The following is a 15,807-nucleotide window of genomic DNA, read 5'->3' on the forward strand; positions in this document are numbered from 1 at the left end:
CGTCCTCGCCTGGGCGCGCCGCACCTCTCCCTCCGGTACGGCGCGCCCAGGCGAGGACGGCGAGGACCATGCCCGAGATCGACACCCAGGCCTTCCTCGCGGACCTCCACGCGTTGCGGGCGATCGGCCGCTTCCGCACCGGCGTGCATCGTCCGACCTACTCGCCCGAGGACATGGAATCCCGGCGCTGGCTGATGCGGCGGCTGGAGGAATGCGGGCTTGCCCCCACCATCGACGGGGTCGGCACCGTGCTGGGGCGCCATCCCGGCGCGGGGCCGCACCTCCTCGTCGGCAGCCACATCGAGAGCCAGAACGAGGCCGGCTGGCTCGACGGGGCGCTCGGCGTCGTGGCGGGGATCGCGCTGGCCCGGGCCGGCCTGCCGGTCGATGTCTGCGCCTTCGCCGACGAGGAGGGGCATTTCGATGTCGGCTTCCTCGGCAGTCGCTCCGCCATCGGCGAGGTGACGGAGGCCGCGATCGACGGCAGCCGCAACCGCACGGACGGCACGCCCCTGCGCGAGGCCCTGCAGGCTGCCGGCCTCGCCGGCCTGAAGCGGATGCAGCTGGAGGCGGGGCGCTACCGCGGCTTCCTCGAGATGCATATCGAGCAGGGCACGCAGCTCGAGGCGGCGGGCCAGCGCCTCGGCATCGTCACCGGCATCGTGGCGATCTGGCAGTTCCGGATCGTGATCGAGGGCCAGCAGGACCATGCCGGCGGCACCACGATGGCGGAGCGCCGCGACGCGGGCCTGACCGCCGTGCGCCTGCTCGCCGCCATCGACGAGGCCTTTCCGCGGATCTGCGGCGAGCGCAGCACCTGGACCACCGGCCGGATCACCCTCGATCCCGGCGCGCCGAGCATCATCCCGGGCCGGGCCGAGATCCTGTTTCAATTCCGCGACGTGTCGGTGCCGGTGCTGGAGCGGATGGAGGCGACCCTGCGGGCGCTGATCCGCGAGAGCAACCGCCGCGAGCGCTGCACCGCGACCCTGGAGGAGATCTCCCGCAACAGCCCGGCCCTGTGCGATCCCGGCCTGATGGGCGCGCTGTCGCACGCCGCCGAGGCCCTGTGCCCCGGGGGCTGGCAGGCGATGCCCTCGGGCGCCGGCCACGACGCGCAGAACGTCGCCAAGGTGATGCCCGCCGCGATGCTGTTCGTGCCCTCGATCGGCGGCATCAGCCACCACTGGACCGAGGACACCCGGGAGGAGGATCTGGCGCTCGGCGTGCGCGTGCTGGGGGCGGCCGCGGCGCGGATCCTGGCCTCAGCAGATTTCGCCGACGTGGACACCGGTTCGGCGGCGAAAATCTGCGACGAAACAAGAACCTGAGCGGGCGAAGCGTTGGCCTGCCAGCGCAAGTCTGCTTGGGGCGGCGCCCGATCGCGGTGCGATCGGACGCTGCTCACGATCTTTGATTTTGCATAACTTTCCATCGACGAACCGGTCTCCACCCCGTCGGACAACGCTCCAGCGCGCGCAGCCCCGGCGGGCCGCTTCGCCCGCCGGACCGCGGATGCGTCATGGCCCGCTGATTGTATTTGTAGTTATTATAATGAAGATCATTTTCTCCACAAATCTACAATCGTTCTGATTTATTCTGATTGTTGACAATACGTATCTCGTGCCGTAGGGCGGCCCGATCGTATCGGCCGGCATAAATCTGTGGTTGTGATTGTGAAGACTATCAAGCGTGGTGCCGCCGTCGCGGCGCTCGTCTCGACGACCTGCGTGGGGGCCTGGGGCGGCCTGGGGCCTCGGGCCGCGGCGGCGCAGGCCGCGGCCGATACGTCCCCGGAGATCCAGCTCGACGAGATCTCGATCGCGGGCGGGGGCGGCTCCGCGCCCCTGAGGGCCGAGGGCTATCTCGCCCTCACCAGCGTGAGCGCGACCCGCACGGACACGCCCCTGCGCGAGACGCCCCAGGCCGTGGTGCCGGTCCCCCGGCAGGTGCTGGAGGACGCGGCGGCGACGCGGGTCGACACCGCCCTCGACCTCGCCGGTGTCGGGCGCTCGAACAACTTCGCCGGCCTCGGGCTGACCGAGTTCACCATCCGGGGCTTCGCCACCGGCGAATATTACCGCAACGGCTTCCCGATCAACCGCGGCTACCCGAACTCGCCCGACATCGTGTCGATCGAGCGGATCGAGGTGCTGAAAGGACCCTCGGCCTTCCTGTACGGACGCGGCGACCCGGGCGGCACCTTCAACATCGTGACGAAGCAGCCGACCGCCGAGCGCTCCTTCGCGATCGGGACGCAATATGGCAGCTACAACGCCAAGCGCAGCACCTTCGACGCCACCGGCGCCCTCGACGAGGGCGGCACCGTGCTCGCCCGCCTCACCGGCGCGGTCGAGGACAACGGCAGCTTCCGCGATTTCGTCCACGGCGACCGCTACTACCTCGCCCCCGTCATCGCCTGGAAGCCGAGCGCCGACACCACGGTGACCTTCGAGGGCGAGTTCATCAGTGCCGGCCAGATCTTCGACCGCGGCATCGTCCCGTTCCGCAACGACCTGCGGGCGGTGCCGCGCAACCGCTACATCGGCGAGCCGGGCCTGGCCCCGTTCCGCAACGACAACGCCCTGGGCCAGCTGCGCGTCGAGCACAGGTTCGACGCGGACTGGGTGCTGAATGCGGGCGCCCAGGTGATGGCCGGCAACATTGCCGGCGATGCGGTCCAGACCGTCGGCTTCCTCGGCAACGGCAACCTGCTCCGGCGCACCCTCGACCGGCGCGAGCTGACCTGGTCGGACCTCGATCTCCAGATCAACCTCGCGGGCAAGTTCGAGACCGGCTTCCTGCGCCATGCCCTGCTGGTCGGACTCGAGCGCGACAGCCTGCGCTACCGCGAGGACATCACCCGCTCGAACTTCAACACCAACCCCTTCGTCCTCGACCTGTTCGCGCCGCGCTACGGCCAGGCCCTGCCGGCCCTGACCGTGCGGAGCAGCAACCTGTTGCAGACCACGACGAGCTACGCCGGCTACGTCCAGGACCAGATCGACCTCACGCCGAAGCTCCATGCCCTTCTCGGCGTGCGCGTCGAGGACATCGCCCTCGACACGACCAATTACATCAACGGGACGACGACGAAGCTCCAGGGCACGGCGGCGACGCCGCGCTTCGGCCTCGTCTACGACGTGACCGAGATCGCCTCGATCTACGGCAGCTACGCCCAGTCGTTCCGGCCCAATACCGGCGCCGACCGCTCCGGCCGGCCGTTCCCGTTCCAGCAGGCCGAGAGCTACGAGACCGGCGTCAAGCTGAGCCTGCTCGACGGACGGCTGGACGCGACCGCGGCCTTCTTCGACATCCGCCGCACCAACCAGCTCGTCACCGATCCGGTCGACCAGAACTTCAGCGTCGCGACCGGAGCGGCGCGCAGCCGCGGCTTCGACATCTCCGTCGCGGGTTTCCTCGCCCCGGGCTGGCGGGTCATCGGCACCTACGCCTTCGTCGATGCGGCGATCACCCGCGATTCGACGCTTCCCGTCGGCACCCGGCTCGCCAACATCCCGCAAAACAGCGTCGCGCTCCAGAGCGTCTACGAGTTCCAGAGCGGGCCCCTGCGCGGCCTCGGCCTCGGCGGCGGCGTCACCCACGTCGATTCCCGCGTCGCCGGCACGGCGCTCTCGACCTTCACGATGCCGGCCTACACCCTCGCCAACCTGATCTCCTACTACCAGATCAGCCCGGGCGTGCGGGTTTACCTGAACGTCGACAACCTGTTCGACGAGCGCTACTTCGACCGCTCGTTCCAGAACCGCTACGCGACGCCGGGCCAGCCGCGCACGATCATGGGCGGGGTCGCCGCCCGGTTCTAAAGGCTGACGGCGGGGCGGACTCCGCCACGAGGCAGCCATGAGCAGGGTGACCATGACCAGGGTCCACGACTTCGCGCCCGCCGCCCCGGACGGGACGCCCCACCCGCTGGCGCAGTATCGGGGCAGGGTGCTGCTCGTGGTCAACACCGCCTCGGCCTGCGGCTTCACCCCGCATTATGCCGGGCTGGAGGCGCTGTGGCGCCGCCACCGCGAGGCGGGCCTCGTGGTGCTGGGCTTTCCCTGCAACCAGTTCGGCGCCCAGGAGCCGGGGGACGCCGCCGAGATCGCCCGGTTCTGCACGCTGACCTACGACGTCACCTTCCCGCTCCTCGCCAAGGTCGAGGTGAACGGGGCGAGGGCCGAGCCGCTGTTCACCCATCTCAAGGAGGCCAGGCCCGGGCTCCTCGGCACCCGGGCGATCAAGTGGAACTTCACCAAGTTCCTGGTCGGCCGAGACGGCCGGGTGGTGGCACGGTTCGCGCCCCGGGTGACGCCGGCGGCGCTGGAAGGTGCGGTGGAGAAGGCGTTGGCGGAACGGGTGTGAGCGACGCCGAAATCCGCATCGCGAGACGATCAGCCGGATTTCGTGTCAGGCCATCATCCGGCCAAAATGGCCGAGCTAGACCTTCGGGGCAGGACCGCCCGTCGCCGGCCGGATCCGGACCCCCGAGGACCCCTCATGTCGCTCTCCCGCCGCACCCTGCTCGCCGCGTCCCTGGCGGCGCTGCCCGCCCTGGCCTCCGGCAGGGCCCTGGCGCAGGCGGAGGGCCAATGGCGCGCGATCACCGGCGACAACGGCCAGCCGCTCCCCAACACCCGCCTGCCGGGCGAACTCGTCTCCGAGATCGGTGCTTCGCGCGGCGTGACCTGGATCGGACCGCGCGAGGCCTCGGTCACGCTCTACGAATTCTTCGACTACAATTGCCCGTGGTGCCGGGCGGCGGCGCGCGACCTCGACGACCTCGTCAAGGCCAATCCCGACCTGCGCATCGGGCTCCTCAACAACCCGATCCTGTCGGTCCAGTCGGCCCAGGCCGCCAAGGTGGCGCTCGCCGTGCAGCGGGCCGGCGGCTCGGCGGCGACCGCGAAGCTCTACGCCGCCCTCTTGGGTCCCGGCACGTCGGGGCGCATCGACGGGACGCGGGCGCTCGACGCCGCGGCCCGCCTCGGCCACGACCGCGCGGCGATCGAGCAGGCGGCGGATTCCGACGAGGTGCGTGAGGCCCTGAAGGCCCAGATGCGGCTCGCGGCGAATCTCGGCCTGCACGCCACCCCGTCCTACGTCGTCGGCACGGCGGCGCTCCTCGGCTATCCGGGGCCGAAGAGCCTCGCCCGGGTGCTCGCGGCGGTGGCCGAGTGCGACGAGATCGCCTGCGCGAGCTGAGGCCCGCCCCGGGGCCCGAGCCCCGGCGCACGAACCGGCGCGCCCGAAAACTTTCGGAAACCATCACGAAACCTCTCGCTCCCGTCGCGGCGGACGCGGCGACGGGAGCGCCGCGCCGCCGGCCCGGTTTTTCGAGGGGCAATCCGACCATCGTCGAAGGCCCGCCCGCGGTGACGCGCGGACCGGCGCCGGATTGGATTAAACTCAGGGCCCGCCTCGCGATTGGCGTGCGCTTCCGCTCGCCTTGCGCCCCCCGAAAACCCATGCTAGGCCGGCGCCGCGCCGGGGGAGGGGGCTGTCTTCTCGCGCCGGAGCCTTTCCCATCATCGACGGGCCGCGCGCCGCCGCCGCTCTTTTCCAGACCGGCGCGATACGGCCGGACCCGTCGGGCCAGGACATGAAGAGAGAGCGCTGGTGGCTCAGAACGCATCGGAATCGGGTTCTCCCCTGGCGGGCGTCGCCGGGCGGTACGCCTCGGCGTTGTTCGAGCTCGCCCGCGAGGAGCGGTCCGTCGACGCGGTGGCCGAGGGTCTCGACCGGTTCGACGCCCTGCTGACCGAGAGCGCCGACCTGCGGCGCCTGGTGCGCAGCCCGGCCTTCTCGGCCGAGGATCAGGTCAAGGCGATCGAGGCGGTGCTGGCCAAGGCCGGCATCCAGGGCCTCGCCGCCAACTTCGTCCGCCTGTCGGCCGCCAACCGCCGGCTCTTCGCCCTGCCGGACATGATCCGCGCCTACCGCGAGCTGGTGCGCGAGTCGAAGGGCATCGTGCGCGCCGAGGTGCGGCTCGCCGAAAAGCCCTCCGACGCGGTGCTCCAGGACATCAAGGCGTCCCTGAAGGACGTCGCGAAGGCCGAGGTCGACCTCGACCTGCGCATCGACCCGAGCCTGATCGGCGGCATCGTCGTCAAGCTCGGCTCGCGCATGGTCGACGCCAGCTTGCGCACCAAGCTCAACAGCATCCGCCTGGCGATGCAGGGCGCCCGCTAAGGGCCCCGACGCACCCGCCGACCCAGAACAACGCCCGACACGAACGAACGAGGGAAGGTCCAGATGGACATCCGTGCCGCCGAGATCTCCGCCATCCTGAAGGAGCAGATCAAGAACTTCGGCCAGGAGGCCGAGGTCACCGAGGTCGGTCAGGTCCTGTCGGTCGGCGACGGCATCGCCCGCGTCTACGGCCTCGACAACGTCCAGGCCGGTGAGATGGTCGAGTTCGAGTCGGGCGTGCGCGGCATGGCCCTGAACCTCGAGCAGGACAATGTCGGCGTCGTGATCTTCGGCTCCGACCGCGAGATCAAGGAAGGCCAGACCGTCAAGCGCACCGGCGCCATCGTGGACGTGCCGGTCGGCAAGGGCCTGCTCGGCCGCGTCGTCGACGCGCTCGGCAACCCGATCGACGGCAAGGGCCCGATCGTCGCCGAGAAGCGCAGCCGGGTCGACGTGAAGGCCCCGGGCATCATTCCGCGCAAGTCGGTGCACGAGCCGATGGCGACCGGCCTCAAGGCGATCGACGCACTGATCCCGATCGGCCGCGGCCAGCGCGAGCTGATCATCGGCGACCGCCAGACCGGCAAGACCGCGGTGGCGCTCGACACCATCCTGAACCAGAAGCCGGCCCATGCCGGCACCGACGAGAAGGCCAAGCTGTACTGCGTCTACGTCGCGGTCGGCCAGAAGCGCTCCACCGTCGCCCAGTTCGTGAAGGTCCTCGAGGATAACGGCGCGCTGGAATACTCCATCGTCATCGCCGCCACCGCCTCGGACGCCGCGCCGATGCAGTTCCTGGCGCCCTTCGCCGGCTGCGCCATGGGCGAGTATTTCCGCGATAACGGCATGCACGCCGTGATCGTGTACGACGACCTGTCGAAGCAGGCCGTCGCCTACCGCCAGATGTCGCTGCTGCTGCGCCGCCCGCCGGGCCGCGAGGCCTATCCGGGCGACGTGTTCTACCTGCACTCCCGCCTGCTCGAGCGCGCCGCCAAGATGGGCGACGCCGCCGGCAACGGCTCGCTGACCGCGCTCCCGGTCATCGAGACCCAGGCCAACGACGTCTCGGCCTACATCCCGACCAACGTGATCTCGATCACCGACGGCCAGATCTTCCTCGAGACCGACCTGTTCTACCAGGGCGTGCGCCCGGCGGTGAACGTCGGCCTCTCGGTGTCGCGCGTCGGCTCCGCCGCCCAGACCAAGGCGATGAAGTCGGTCGCCGGCAAGATCAAGGGCGAGCTGGCGCAGTACCGCGAGATGGCGGCCTTCGCGCAGTTCGGCTCGGACCTCGACGCCTCGACCCAGAAGCTGCTCAACCGCGGCGCCCGCCTGACCGAGCTCCTGAAGCAGCCGCAATTCTCGCCGCTGAAGATGGAAGAGCAGGTCGCGGTGATCTACGCCGGCGTGAACGGCTACCTCGATGCGATCCCGGTCAACCGGGTCCGCGCCTTCGAGGACGGCCTGCTCTCGACTCTGCGCACCAAGCACGCCGACCTGCTCGACACGATCCGCTCCTCCAAGGAGCTGTCGGCCGACAGCGGCGCCAAGCTGAAGGGCGTGGTCGAGTCCTTCGCCAAGTCCTTCCAGTAAGCCTCCGGCTCGACACCAAAGGACCCTCCGATGGCGAGTCTGAAGGACCTGCGCAATCGCATCACCTCGGTGAAGGCGACCCAGAAGATCACCAAGGCGATGCAGATGGTCGCCGCCGCCAAGCTGCGCCGGGCGCAGATGGCGGCGGAGAGCGCCCGGCCCTATGCCGAGCGCATGGCGCAGGTGCTCGGTAACCTCGCCTCCAACCTGACGCCCGGGGCGGAGACGCCCCGGCTGCTCTCCGGCACCGGCCAGGACCGCACCCACCTGCTCCTCGTCTGCACGGCGGAGCGGGGCCTGTGCGGCGCGTTCAACTCCTCGATCTCGCGGCTCGCCCGTGACCATGCCCGGCGCCTGATGGCGCAGGGCAAGACGGTCAAGATCATCTGCGTCGGCAAGAAGGGCTACGACGTCCTGCGTCGCGAGTTCCGCGACCAGATCGTCGAGCTGATCGAGCTGCGCGGCGTGCGCCAGCTCGGCTTCGAGAACGCGGAAGGCATCGCCCGCAACCTGCTCGGCCGCTACGACGCGGGCGAGTTCGACGTCGCGACCCTGTTCTACTCGCGCTTCCGCTCGGTGATCGCCCAGATCCCGACGGCGCAGCAGATCATTCCGGCCGACATCGCCCCGACCGGCGCGGCCGCGGGTGCCTCGACGGACGCGGTCTACGATTACGAGCCCGGCGAGGGCGAGATCCTCGCCGCCCTTCTCCCGAAGAACCTCACCGTTCAGATCCTCCGGGCGCTCCTGGAAAACGCCGCCTCCGAGCAGGGCGCGCGCATGGGCGCCATGGACAGCGCCACGCGCAACGCCGGCGAGATGATCAAGAAGCAGACCTTGATCTACAACCGGACGCGCCAGGCGATGATCACCAAGGAGCTGATCGAGATCATCTCGGGCGCCGAGGCGCTCTGACCGCACGCAATCAGGGATTAGCATCATGGCGAACACTGCCACCCCCGCCGCCGGCGCGACCAAGACCGGCCACATCACCCAGGTCATCGGCGCGGTCGTCGACGTGCAGTTCGAGGGCCACCTGCCCGAGATCCTGAACGCCCTCGAGACCAAGAACAACGGCAACCGCCTCGTCCTCGAGGTCGCCATGCAGCTCGGCGAGAACACCGTGCGCTGCATCGCCATGGACACCTCCGAGGGCCTGGTCCGCGGCCAGGAGGTCACCGACACCGGCTCGCCGATCCGCGTGCCCGTCGGCGCCAACACGCTCGGCCGTATCATGAACGTCATCGGCGAGCCGATCGACGAGGCCGGCGAGATCAAGACTGAGTCGCTCCGCGCCATCCACCAGCCGGCCCCGTCCTACGCCGAGCAGTCGACCGAGGCCCAGATCCTCGTCACCGGCATCAAGGTGGTGGACCTGCTCGCCCCCTATGCCAAGGGCGGCAAGATCGGCCTGTTCGGCGGCGCCGGCGTCGGCAAGACCGTGCTCATCATGGAGCTCATCAACAACATCGCGAAGGCCCACTCGGGCTACTCGGTGTTCGCGGGCGTCGGTGAGCGGACCCGCGAGGGCAACGATCTCTACCACGAGATGATCGAGTCCAAGGTGAACATGGACCCCAAGGAGCACGGCTCCGCGGAAGGCTCCAAGTGCGCCCTGGTCTACGGCCAGATGAACGAGCCCCCGGGCGCCCGCGCCCGCGTCGCGCTGACCGGCCTCACCGTCGCCGAGCACTTCCGCGACGAGGGCCAGGACGTGCTGTTCTTCGTCGACAACATCTTCCGCTTCACCCAGGCGGGTTCGGAAGTGTCGGCGCTGCTCGGCCGCATCCCCTCGGCGGTGGGCTACCAGCCGACGCTCGCCACCGACATGGGCGCCCTGCAGGAGCGCATCACCACCACCACCAAGGGCTCGATCACCTCGGTCCAGGCGATCTACGTGCCGGCCGACGACCTGACCGACCCGGCGCCCGCCGCCTCGTTCGCCCACCTCGACGCCACGACCGTGCTGTCGCGCTCGATCGCCGAGAAGGGCATCTACCCGGCGGTGGATCCGCTCGACTCGACCTCGCGCATGCTCTCCCCGGCGATCCTCGGCGAGGAGCACTACAACGTCGCCCGCCGCGTCCAGCAGGTGCTGCAGCGCTACAAGGCGCTCCAGGACATCATCGCGATCCTGGGCATGGACGAGCTGTCCGAGGAGGATAAGCTCACCGTCGCCCGCGCCCGCAAGATCGAGCGCTTCCTGAGCCAGCCGTTCCACGTCGCCGAGATCTTCACCGGCTCGCCGGGCAAGCTCGTGGCGCTCGAGGACACCATCAAGGGCTTCAAGGGCCTGGTGGACGGCGAGTACGACAACCTCCCCGAGGCCGCCTTCTACATGGTCGGCTCGATCGAGGAGGCCAAGGAGAAGGCCCAGCGCCTCGCCGCCGCGGCCTGATCGGCAGCGATAAGACGGGCCCGGCTCGAGCGCCGGGCCCTTTCGCGCGCGTCTGACGAAACCGGAAACGACCTGACCCCATGGCCACCTTCCAGTTCGACCTCGTCGGCCCCGAGCGGATCCTGTATTCGGGCGCGGTCGATGCCGTGCAGCTTCCGGGTTCCGAGGGCGAGATGACGGTGCTGCCCGGGCACGCGCCCGTGCTCACCACCCTCAAGACCGGCGTGCTGGTCATCACCGAGAGCCCGCAGAAGGGCAAGCGGGTGCTGGTGCGCGGCGGCTTCGCCGAGATCAACGCCACCTCGCTGACCGTGATCGCCGAGCGCGCGACCCCGATCGAGGAGCTGACCCCCGCGATCATCGACGCCGACATCGCGGCGGCGGAGCTGCTCTACGACGCCACCAGCGATTACGACCGCAAGATCGAGATCGAGGGCCAGATCGCGCAGCTGCGCGAGGCCAAGGTGGCGCTGAGCTTCTGATCCTCGCGCCGCCGGCGACGGGCGACGATTCCCAAACGATGGTTTTTCGGAAGGGCGGCGGAGCTTTTGGGCTCCGCCGCCCTTCCGGCGTTTCAGGGATTGGCGGCGGCGAGGCCCGTGGCCGGGACGGGCACCGGCGAGAGGCGGATCCACGGCACCCGGCCGGGCGCGAAGGCATCGCGGGCATTCCGGCGCCACAGGGGCGGGGCGTGGTCGCCGACGAGCAGGATCTCGGTCCCCGGATGGGCGACGGCGAGGCGCGCGACCGCCGCGAACACGTCCTGCCACACCTCCACCATGGCGCAGACCTCCCGGTCGGAAAACCGGCTCTCCGGCGTGCCGCAATGCTGGCGCGGGGTGCCCGTGCCGGGCGCCACCGGCACGTGCGACGACAGGGTGAGCCAGTAGACGAAGGCGGGGCCCGGCTTGGCGATCTCGGTCGCGACCGCCTCGGCCACGTCGGTGTCGCAGGCGCCCGGGAACGGTCCGCCGCAGGGATGGGGGAAGCGGGGCTCCAGCTCGTGGGCGAACAGGCTGTGCTGAAATCCGGCCTGCGGGTACCAGTGCACCCGGTGATAGAAGCCGGCCTGGAACCCGTGCAGCGAGACCGTGCGGTAGCCGCGGGCGGCGAACCGCTCCGGCAGGCAGGCCGGGTCCTCGTCGACGAAAGCCTCGTCGTAGGAGCGGTAGGTCCCGCACAATTCACGCATCTCGCCCGATGCGGTCGCGCCGAAGAAGGCCGTGGTTCCGGTCGCGACGGTGTAGAGCCGGCGCAGGTCCGGATCCTCGAAGGGGGCGGTGAGGACCGCCTGCTCGCCCGGGTCGCGCAACAGCCCCAGGCTCTCCACCACCACCATCAGGACCCGTCGCGGCGGGCGGACCTGATCGGGCAGGGCGTCGAAGCCCGAGAGCAGGCTCGCCGATTCGAACCGGTGGCCGAGGCTCGCCACCGCGCCGAAATCGTAGGCCGCGGTACCGTTGGCGAGGCCGTCGCCGATCATCAGCGCGGCGGTCGCCGCCGCGAAGGCCAGGCGGCTGCCCCGGCGCATCGCCGGTCCCGCCCGCATCAGGAACGCCAGGTAGGCGACCGTGACGGCGACCATCACGGCGCTGCCCGCCGCGTAGGCCGGGGTCGCCAGGAGACCGGCCAGCACGTCGAGATCGATCGACCGCACGGTCGCGTCGAATCCGAGGAAGAACATCCGGCCGACGATTTCGGTGAGATCGAACAGAACCGTCGCGAGGCCGAGCAGAGCCAGGATCCAGCCGCGCATCCGCCCGGCCAGCAGGGCGAGCGCGGCGTAGAGCGCGATGGCACTCGTGCGCGCCGGCACTCCGGCGACCGTGCTCGCGGTGAGCGCCAGGATGTTCGGCAACACGAGGCCGCCGACCAGCAGCAGCAGATCCGGCCGCTCCGGTCGCAGCCTTCTCAGGAATCTCCGGGCGATCTGGAGCATTGCCACCGGCATCGAGAGGTCATGTCGTCATGACATGGCCGAGCTTGGCCGTCCCCGGTTAACGGCATCCTCCGAACTGGCCGGATTTCAGCGATGACCCAGGGTTATTCGGCGTGATGGAGAACGAGGTTGATGTTCTCGACATTTTGTTGGCAACAAATCAATAGGGTGCAATGAGACCGCTGCACCGGGGCCGGACGTCGAGGCCTGGGCCCGGCGGGATGCCCCGCGCGGGCGTGCCGAGGCGCGAAACGGGGCGCCGATCCGGCCTACGCCTCGTCCCGCAGCACGCGGCGGATGATCTTGCCGGTGGTGGTCAGCGGAAGGCTCGCCCGGAAGGCGATCTCGCGGGGATATTCGTGTGCCGAGAGGCGGGTGCGCACGAAGGCCTGGATCTCCGCCGCCAAGGCGTCCGAGGGCGCATGGCCGGGGCGCAGCACCACGAAGGCCTTGACGATCTCGGTGCGGACCGGATCCGGCTTGCCGATTGCGGCGGCGAGCGCGACGGCCGGGTGGCGCAAGAGGCAATCCTCGACCTCGCCGGGGCCGATCCGGTAGCCCGACGAGGTGATCACGTCGTCGTCGCGCCCGACGAAGTGGACGTAGCCGTCCGCGTCCATCCGGCCCTGGTCGCCGGTGGTCATCCAGTCACCGAGGAACTTGCGCTCCGTGGCCTCCGGGTCGTTCCAGTAGCGCAGGAACATCACCGGGTCGGGCCGCGCCACGGCGATCTGGCCGGTCTCGTCGACCGCCGCCGGCTGGCCGTCCGGGCGGATCACCGCGACCCGGTGGCCCGGCACCGGCCGGCCCGTGGAGCCCGCCCGCGCCACGCCGAGGCCCGAGCAGGAGGCCAGCACCAGGTTGCACTCGGTCTGGCCGTAGGCCTCGTTGATGGTGAGCCCGAGCGCCTGCTTCGCCCAGTGGAAGGTCTCCGGCCCCAGCATCTCGCCGGCCGAGGCCAGGGTGCGCAGGGCGCGCAGGTCGAATCGCCCGCGCGGATCCTCGACGATGCGCAGCATCCGCAGCGCGGTGGGCGGCACGAAGGCGTTGGCGACCGAAAGGTCGGCCATCAGCCGAAAAGCCTCCTCGGGATCGAATTTTTCCGCCTTGCGCGCCACCACGGCGACGCCGTGATGCAGGCTCGGCAGGAGCGCGTTGAGCAGCCCGCCGGCCCAGGCCCAGTCCGCCGGGGTCCACATCCGGTCGCCGGGCTTCGGCATGAAGTCGTGCATCATCGAGAAGCCCGGCAGGTGGCCGAGCAGCACCCGGTGGCCGTGCAGCGCCCCCTTGGGCGGGCCGGTGGTGCCGGAGGTGTAGATCATCAGGGCCGGGTCGTCGGCCCGGGTGTCGACGGGCGCAAAATCGGCCGAGGCCGCCGCCAGCAGGTCGGCGTAGCCGAGCGCGCCGTCGCCGGCCCCGTCGGTCGAGAGCATCAGGGCGAGGCCGGGCAGGGCGTCGCGCAGGGTCGCCAGCTTGGCGACGCCGCCCGCATGGGTCACCACCGCGGTCGCGCCGGCATCCGACAGCCGATGCAGCAGACCTTCCGGCCCGAACACCACGGCGAGCGGCAGCGCGACGGCGCCGAGCTTGTAGATCGCCAGGTGCGCCACCACCACGGCGGGGGATTGCGGCAGCAGCACCGCCACCCGGTCGCCGGCCCGGACGCCGTGGGCCCGCAGGCCGTTGGCGAGGCGGTTCGAGGCCTCGGCGAGGGCGGCGTAGCTCCAGGTCTCGACCCGGCCGGCCGGGTCGACGTCGAGGATCGCCGGGCGCGTCGGGTCGGCGGCGGCCCAGCGGTCGCAGACGTCGACCGCGATGTTGTAGCGCTCCGGGATCCGCCAGCGGAACCCGGCGACCCAATCCTCGTACGAGGTGGGGATCACGCCTCGCGCGGCGGGAACCCGCCCTCGAAGACGAAGTCGGCGAGGGGGTGGCGGCCGTTCGGGGTCTCGCGGGCGCGGGTCTCCTCCGGCAGGGACGCGGGATCCGCCTTGCGGCCGACCGCGAAGGCGGCCTCGACCCGGTGGTGGGGCGGCAGGTTCAGCGCGGCCGGCGCCCGCTCGTGGTCGAAGCCGGTCATGCCGTGGGCGTGCCAGCCCATCTTCACCGCCTGGAGCTGGAACAGCGCCGAGGCCGTGCCGGCATCGAAGGAAGCGCTGTAGGAGGGCTTCAGCCCGTCCGGGGTGTTCATCATCCCGTTCGAGGCCAGGAACACCAGCGCGCCGGCATTCTTCACCCAGCCCTGGTTGAACGGCACCAGGAGCCCGAACAAGGCCTCCCAGGCGGGGGTGTCGCGCAAGCCGTAGACGAAGCGCCAGGGCTGCGAGTTGTAGCCCGAGGGGGCCCAGCGCGCCGCCTCGATCATCGTCATCAGGTCGGCCTGGGGCACGGCCTCCCCGGTGAAGGCGCGGGGCGACCAGCGCTCGAGGAACAGCGCGTCGATCGGATGGTCGGCGGTACGGGAATTGGCGGTGGTCACGGGCGGAGGGTCTCCGTGGAACTCGCGCCGTCCTGCCAGCAAGCGCGGCGGTTGTCACGGCCTGCCGCCCCGGACTTCCGGGGGACCCGACCCGCGGAAACCTCATACCTCCGGCGGTGTTGTCCTCCACATGCCGGATCGGCCGCGACAGGAGACTTCCATGGACAAGACGGATCAGGCGCGGCCCAGCTTGCGCGACTTCGACCCCTATACCGACCGCAACGGCCAGGACATGGGGCAGGACTCTCCCCTCGATGTCGGGGTGCCGCCGCGCACGCAAGCCGACATGGACCACGACCCGATGGGCCAGGCCCGGGACGCCCGCGTCGCCTCCGACTTCAACCGCCGCGACGCGATCGGTGCGACGGACGGAAGCCAGGCGACCGAGGACGAGACCCCGCCCGAGAACCTGCGCCGGATCAGCGACCCCTCGACCGGCGGGCCTGCCGCCCAGAATCCCGCCGCGAAGGAAGCCATCGACCGGGCGACCGCCGCGGTCGGCCAGGACGAGGGGGAGTGAGGCGATGACGAGGAAGCCCGACGACGTGGTCGGCAGCCGGGGCGAGCCCGCCGTCGGCGGCGGCCACCAGACGCCCGAGCAGGCGGCGATCACCCGGCAGGAGGGCGGCGGACGCGACGAGGCCGAGTTGAAAAAGGACTGGTCCTCCGCCGGCACACCCGGCCGACCGCCGGTCTCGGTCGGCGGCAGCTCCGGCGGTCATTCCGACCAGATCGCCGCGCAGGGCCCCCGCGAAGGCCAGAAGGTGGCCGACGGCGGGTCACGGACCGAGAAGACCGGCGGCAAGACGGACTGGTGAGGAGGGCGAGATGGCCGAGCGCAAGGACGAATCGACCGATCGGGACAAGGCGCGCCGGGACAAGATCACGGCCGACGACCTGAAGGGCGTCGCGGCCGTGCCGCAGGACGGCGACGGCGAGAGCGAGGCCAACACCTCCGGCGCCAATGCAGGCGACCGGCAGACGGTCGAGGCCGACCCGGGGACGGGTTAAGCGGGCGGCGGTGCCATCCGGAAAGGGAAAGACGACGGGTTCTCCCCTCGCCCCGCCTGCGGGGGCTCCGCGCTCGGCTCTCAACGATGTGTGACCCGCCCGCACCGACCTGTGCCGTGTGATCGCTTGCGGCCAGGGCTTTGCGGGCGCAAACCGGAGCCGTGACCGACTCCGCCCTCTCCCCCGCCG

The 15,807-nt window shown here is 70.5% G+C and carries 15 protein-coding genes; 12 read left to right on the top strand and 3 right to left on the bottom strand.

Going from position 1 to position 15,807, the window contains the following annotated elements:
• The first annotated feature begins 68 nt into the window (after positions 1-68).
• The 9 genes from QR78_RS23780 (at position 69) to atpC (ending at position 10,671) form a co-directional block, all read left to right on the top strand.
• Positions 69-1,331: a Zn-dependent hydrolase gene (locus QR78_RS23780; RefSeq protein ID WP_048430071.1), complete on the top strand. Its 1,263-nt coding sequence runs from the start codon at positions 69-71 to the stop codon at positions 1,329-1,331.
• Positions 1,332-1,685: 354 nt separating this feature from the next.
• Positions 1,686-3,827, top strand: coding sequence for a TonB-dependent siderophore receptor (locus tag QR78_RS23785; RefSeq protein ID WP_082172027.1), 2,142 nt, complete (start codon positions 1,686-1,688; stop codon positions 3,825-3,827).
• Positions 3,828-3,879: 52 nt separating this feature from the next.
• The gene (locus tag QR78_RS23790) at positions 3,880-4,371 is read left to right on the top strand and encodes a glutathione peroxidase (RefSeq protein WP_048430085.1); all 492 of its coding nucleotides are present in this window, start codon (positions 3,880-3,882) and stop codon (positions 4,369-4,371) included.
• 135 nt (positions 4,372-4,506) lie between these two features.
• Complete coding sequence (locus QR78_RS23795) at positions 4,507-5,211, top strand: DsbA family protein (protein ID WP_048430072.1); 705 nt, start codon at positions 4,507-4,509, stop codon at positions 5,209-5,211.
• Positions 5,212-5,625: 414 nt separating this feature from the next.
• Entirely contained in the window at positions 5,626-6,198 is a 573-nt protein-coding gene (locus QR78_RS23800; protein WP_048430073.1) for a F0F1 ATP synthase subunit delta, read from the top strand.
• Positions 6,199-6,261: 63 nt separating this feature from the next.
• A complete protein-coding gene (atpA, locus tag QR78_RS23805) occupies positions 6,262-7,791 on the top strand; it encodes a F0F1 ATP synthase subunit alpha (RefSeq protein WP_048430074.1) in 1,530 nt (509 codons plus the stop codon).
• Positions 7,792-7,821: 30 nt separating this feature from the next.
• Complete coding sequence (locus tag QR78_RS23810) at positions 7,822-8,706, top strand: F0F1 ATP synthase subunit gamma (RefSeq protein WP_048430075.1); 885 nt, start codon at positions 7,822-7,824, stop codon at positions 8,704-8,706.
• A 25-nt stretch (positions 8,707-8,731) separates the two neighbouring features.
• Positions 8,732-10,189 (top strand): F0F1 ATP synthase subunit beta, encoded by a 1,458-nt coding sequence (atpD, locus tag QR78_RS23815; RefSeq protein WP_048430076.1) that lies wholly within the window; start codon positions 8,732-8,734, stop codon positions 10,187-10,189.
• 80 nt (positions 10,190-10,269) lie between these two features.
• The gene (atpC, locus tag QR78_RS23820) at positions 10,270-10,671 is read left to right on the top strand and encodes an ATP synthase F1 subunit epsilon (RefSeq protein ID WP_048430077.1); all 402 of its coding nucleotides are present in this window, start codon (positions 10,270-10,272) and stop codon (positions 10,669-10,671) included.
• A 92-nt stretch (positions 10,672-10,763) separates the two neighbouring features.
• Here the strand turns inward: atpC and QR78_RS23825 are convergent, their stop codons facing one another.
• The 3 genes from QR78_RS23825 to QR78_RS23835 form a co-directional block, all read right to left on the bottom strand.
• Entirely contained in the window at positions 10,764-12,140 is a 1,377-nt protein-coding gene (locus QR78_RS23825) for a sulfatase-like hydrolase/transferase (protein WP_125901353.1), read from the bottom strand.
• Between the two features lie 257 nt (positions 12,141-12,397).
• Positions 12,398-14,011, bottom strand: coding sequence for an AMP-binding protein (locus QR78_RS23830; protein WP_048430079.1), 1,614 nt, complete (start codon positions 14,009-14,011; stop codon positions 12,398-12,400).
• On the bottom strand, positions 14,008-14,607 hold the full coding sequence (locus QR78_RS23835) for a nitroreductase family protein (RefSeq protein WP_048430080.1): 600 nt from the start codon (positions 14,605-14,607) through the stop codon (positions 14,008-14,010). Before QR78_RS23835 ends, QR78_RS23830 begins: the two co-directional genes overlap by 4 nt.
• A gap of 160 nt (positions 14,608-14,767) precedes the next feature.
• On the opposite strand from QR78_RS23835, the gene QR78_RS23840 reads away from it, so the two are divergent.
• The 3 genes from QR78_RS23840 to QR78_RS23850 are packed head-to-tail and all read left to right on the top strand — an operon-like array spanning position 14,768 to position 15,618.
• Positions 14,768-15,127, top strand: coding sequence for a hypothetical protein (locus QR78_RS23840; protein ID WP_048430081.1), 360 nt, complete (start codon positions 14,768-14,770; stop codon positions 15,125-15,127).
• 4 nt (positions 15,128-15,131) lie between these two features.
• On the top strand, positions 15,132-15,425 hold the full coding sequence (locus QR78_RS23845; RefSeq protein WP_048430082.1) for a hypothetical protein: 294 nt from the start codon (positions 15,132-15,134) through the stop codon (positions 15,423-15,425).
• Between the two features lie 10 nt (positions 15,426-15,435).
• A complete protein-coding gene (locus QR78_RS23850; protein ID WP_048430083.1) occupies positions 15,436-15,618 on the top strand; it encodes a hypothetical protein in 183 nt (60 codons plus the stop codon).
• Positions 15,619-15,807 lie beyond the last annotated feature (189 nt).

Origin of the sequence: Methylobacterium indicum, from assembly GCF_001043895.1 — a bacterium.
Classification (GTDB): domain Bacteria; phylum Pseudomonadota; class Alphaproteobacteria; order Rhizobiales; family Beijerinckiaceae; genus Methylobacterium; species Methylobacterium indicum.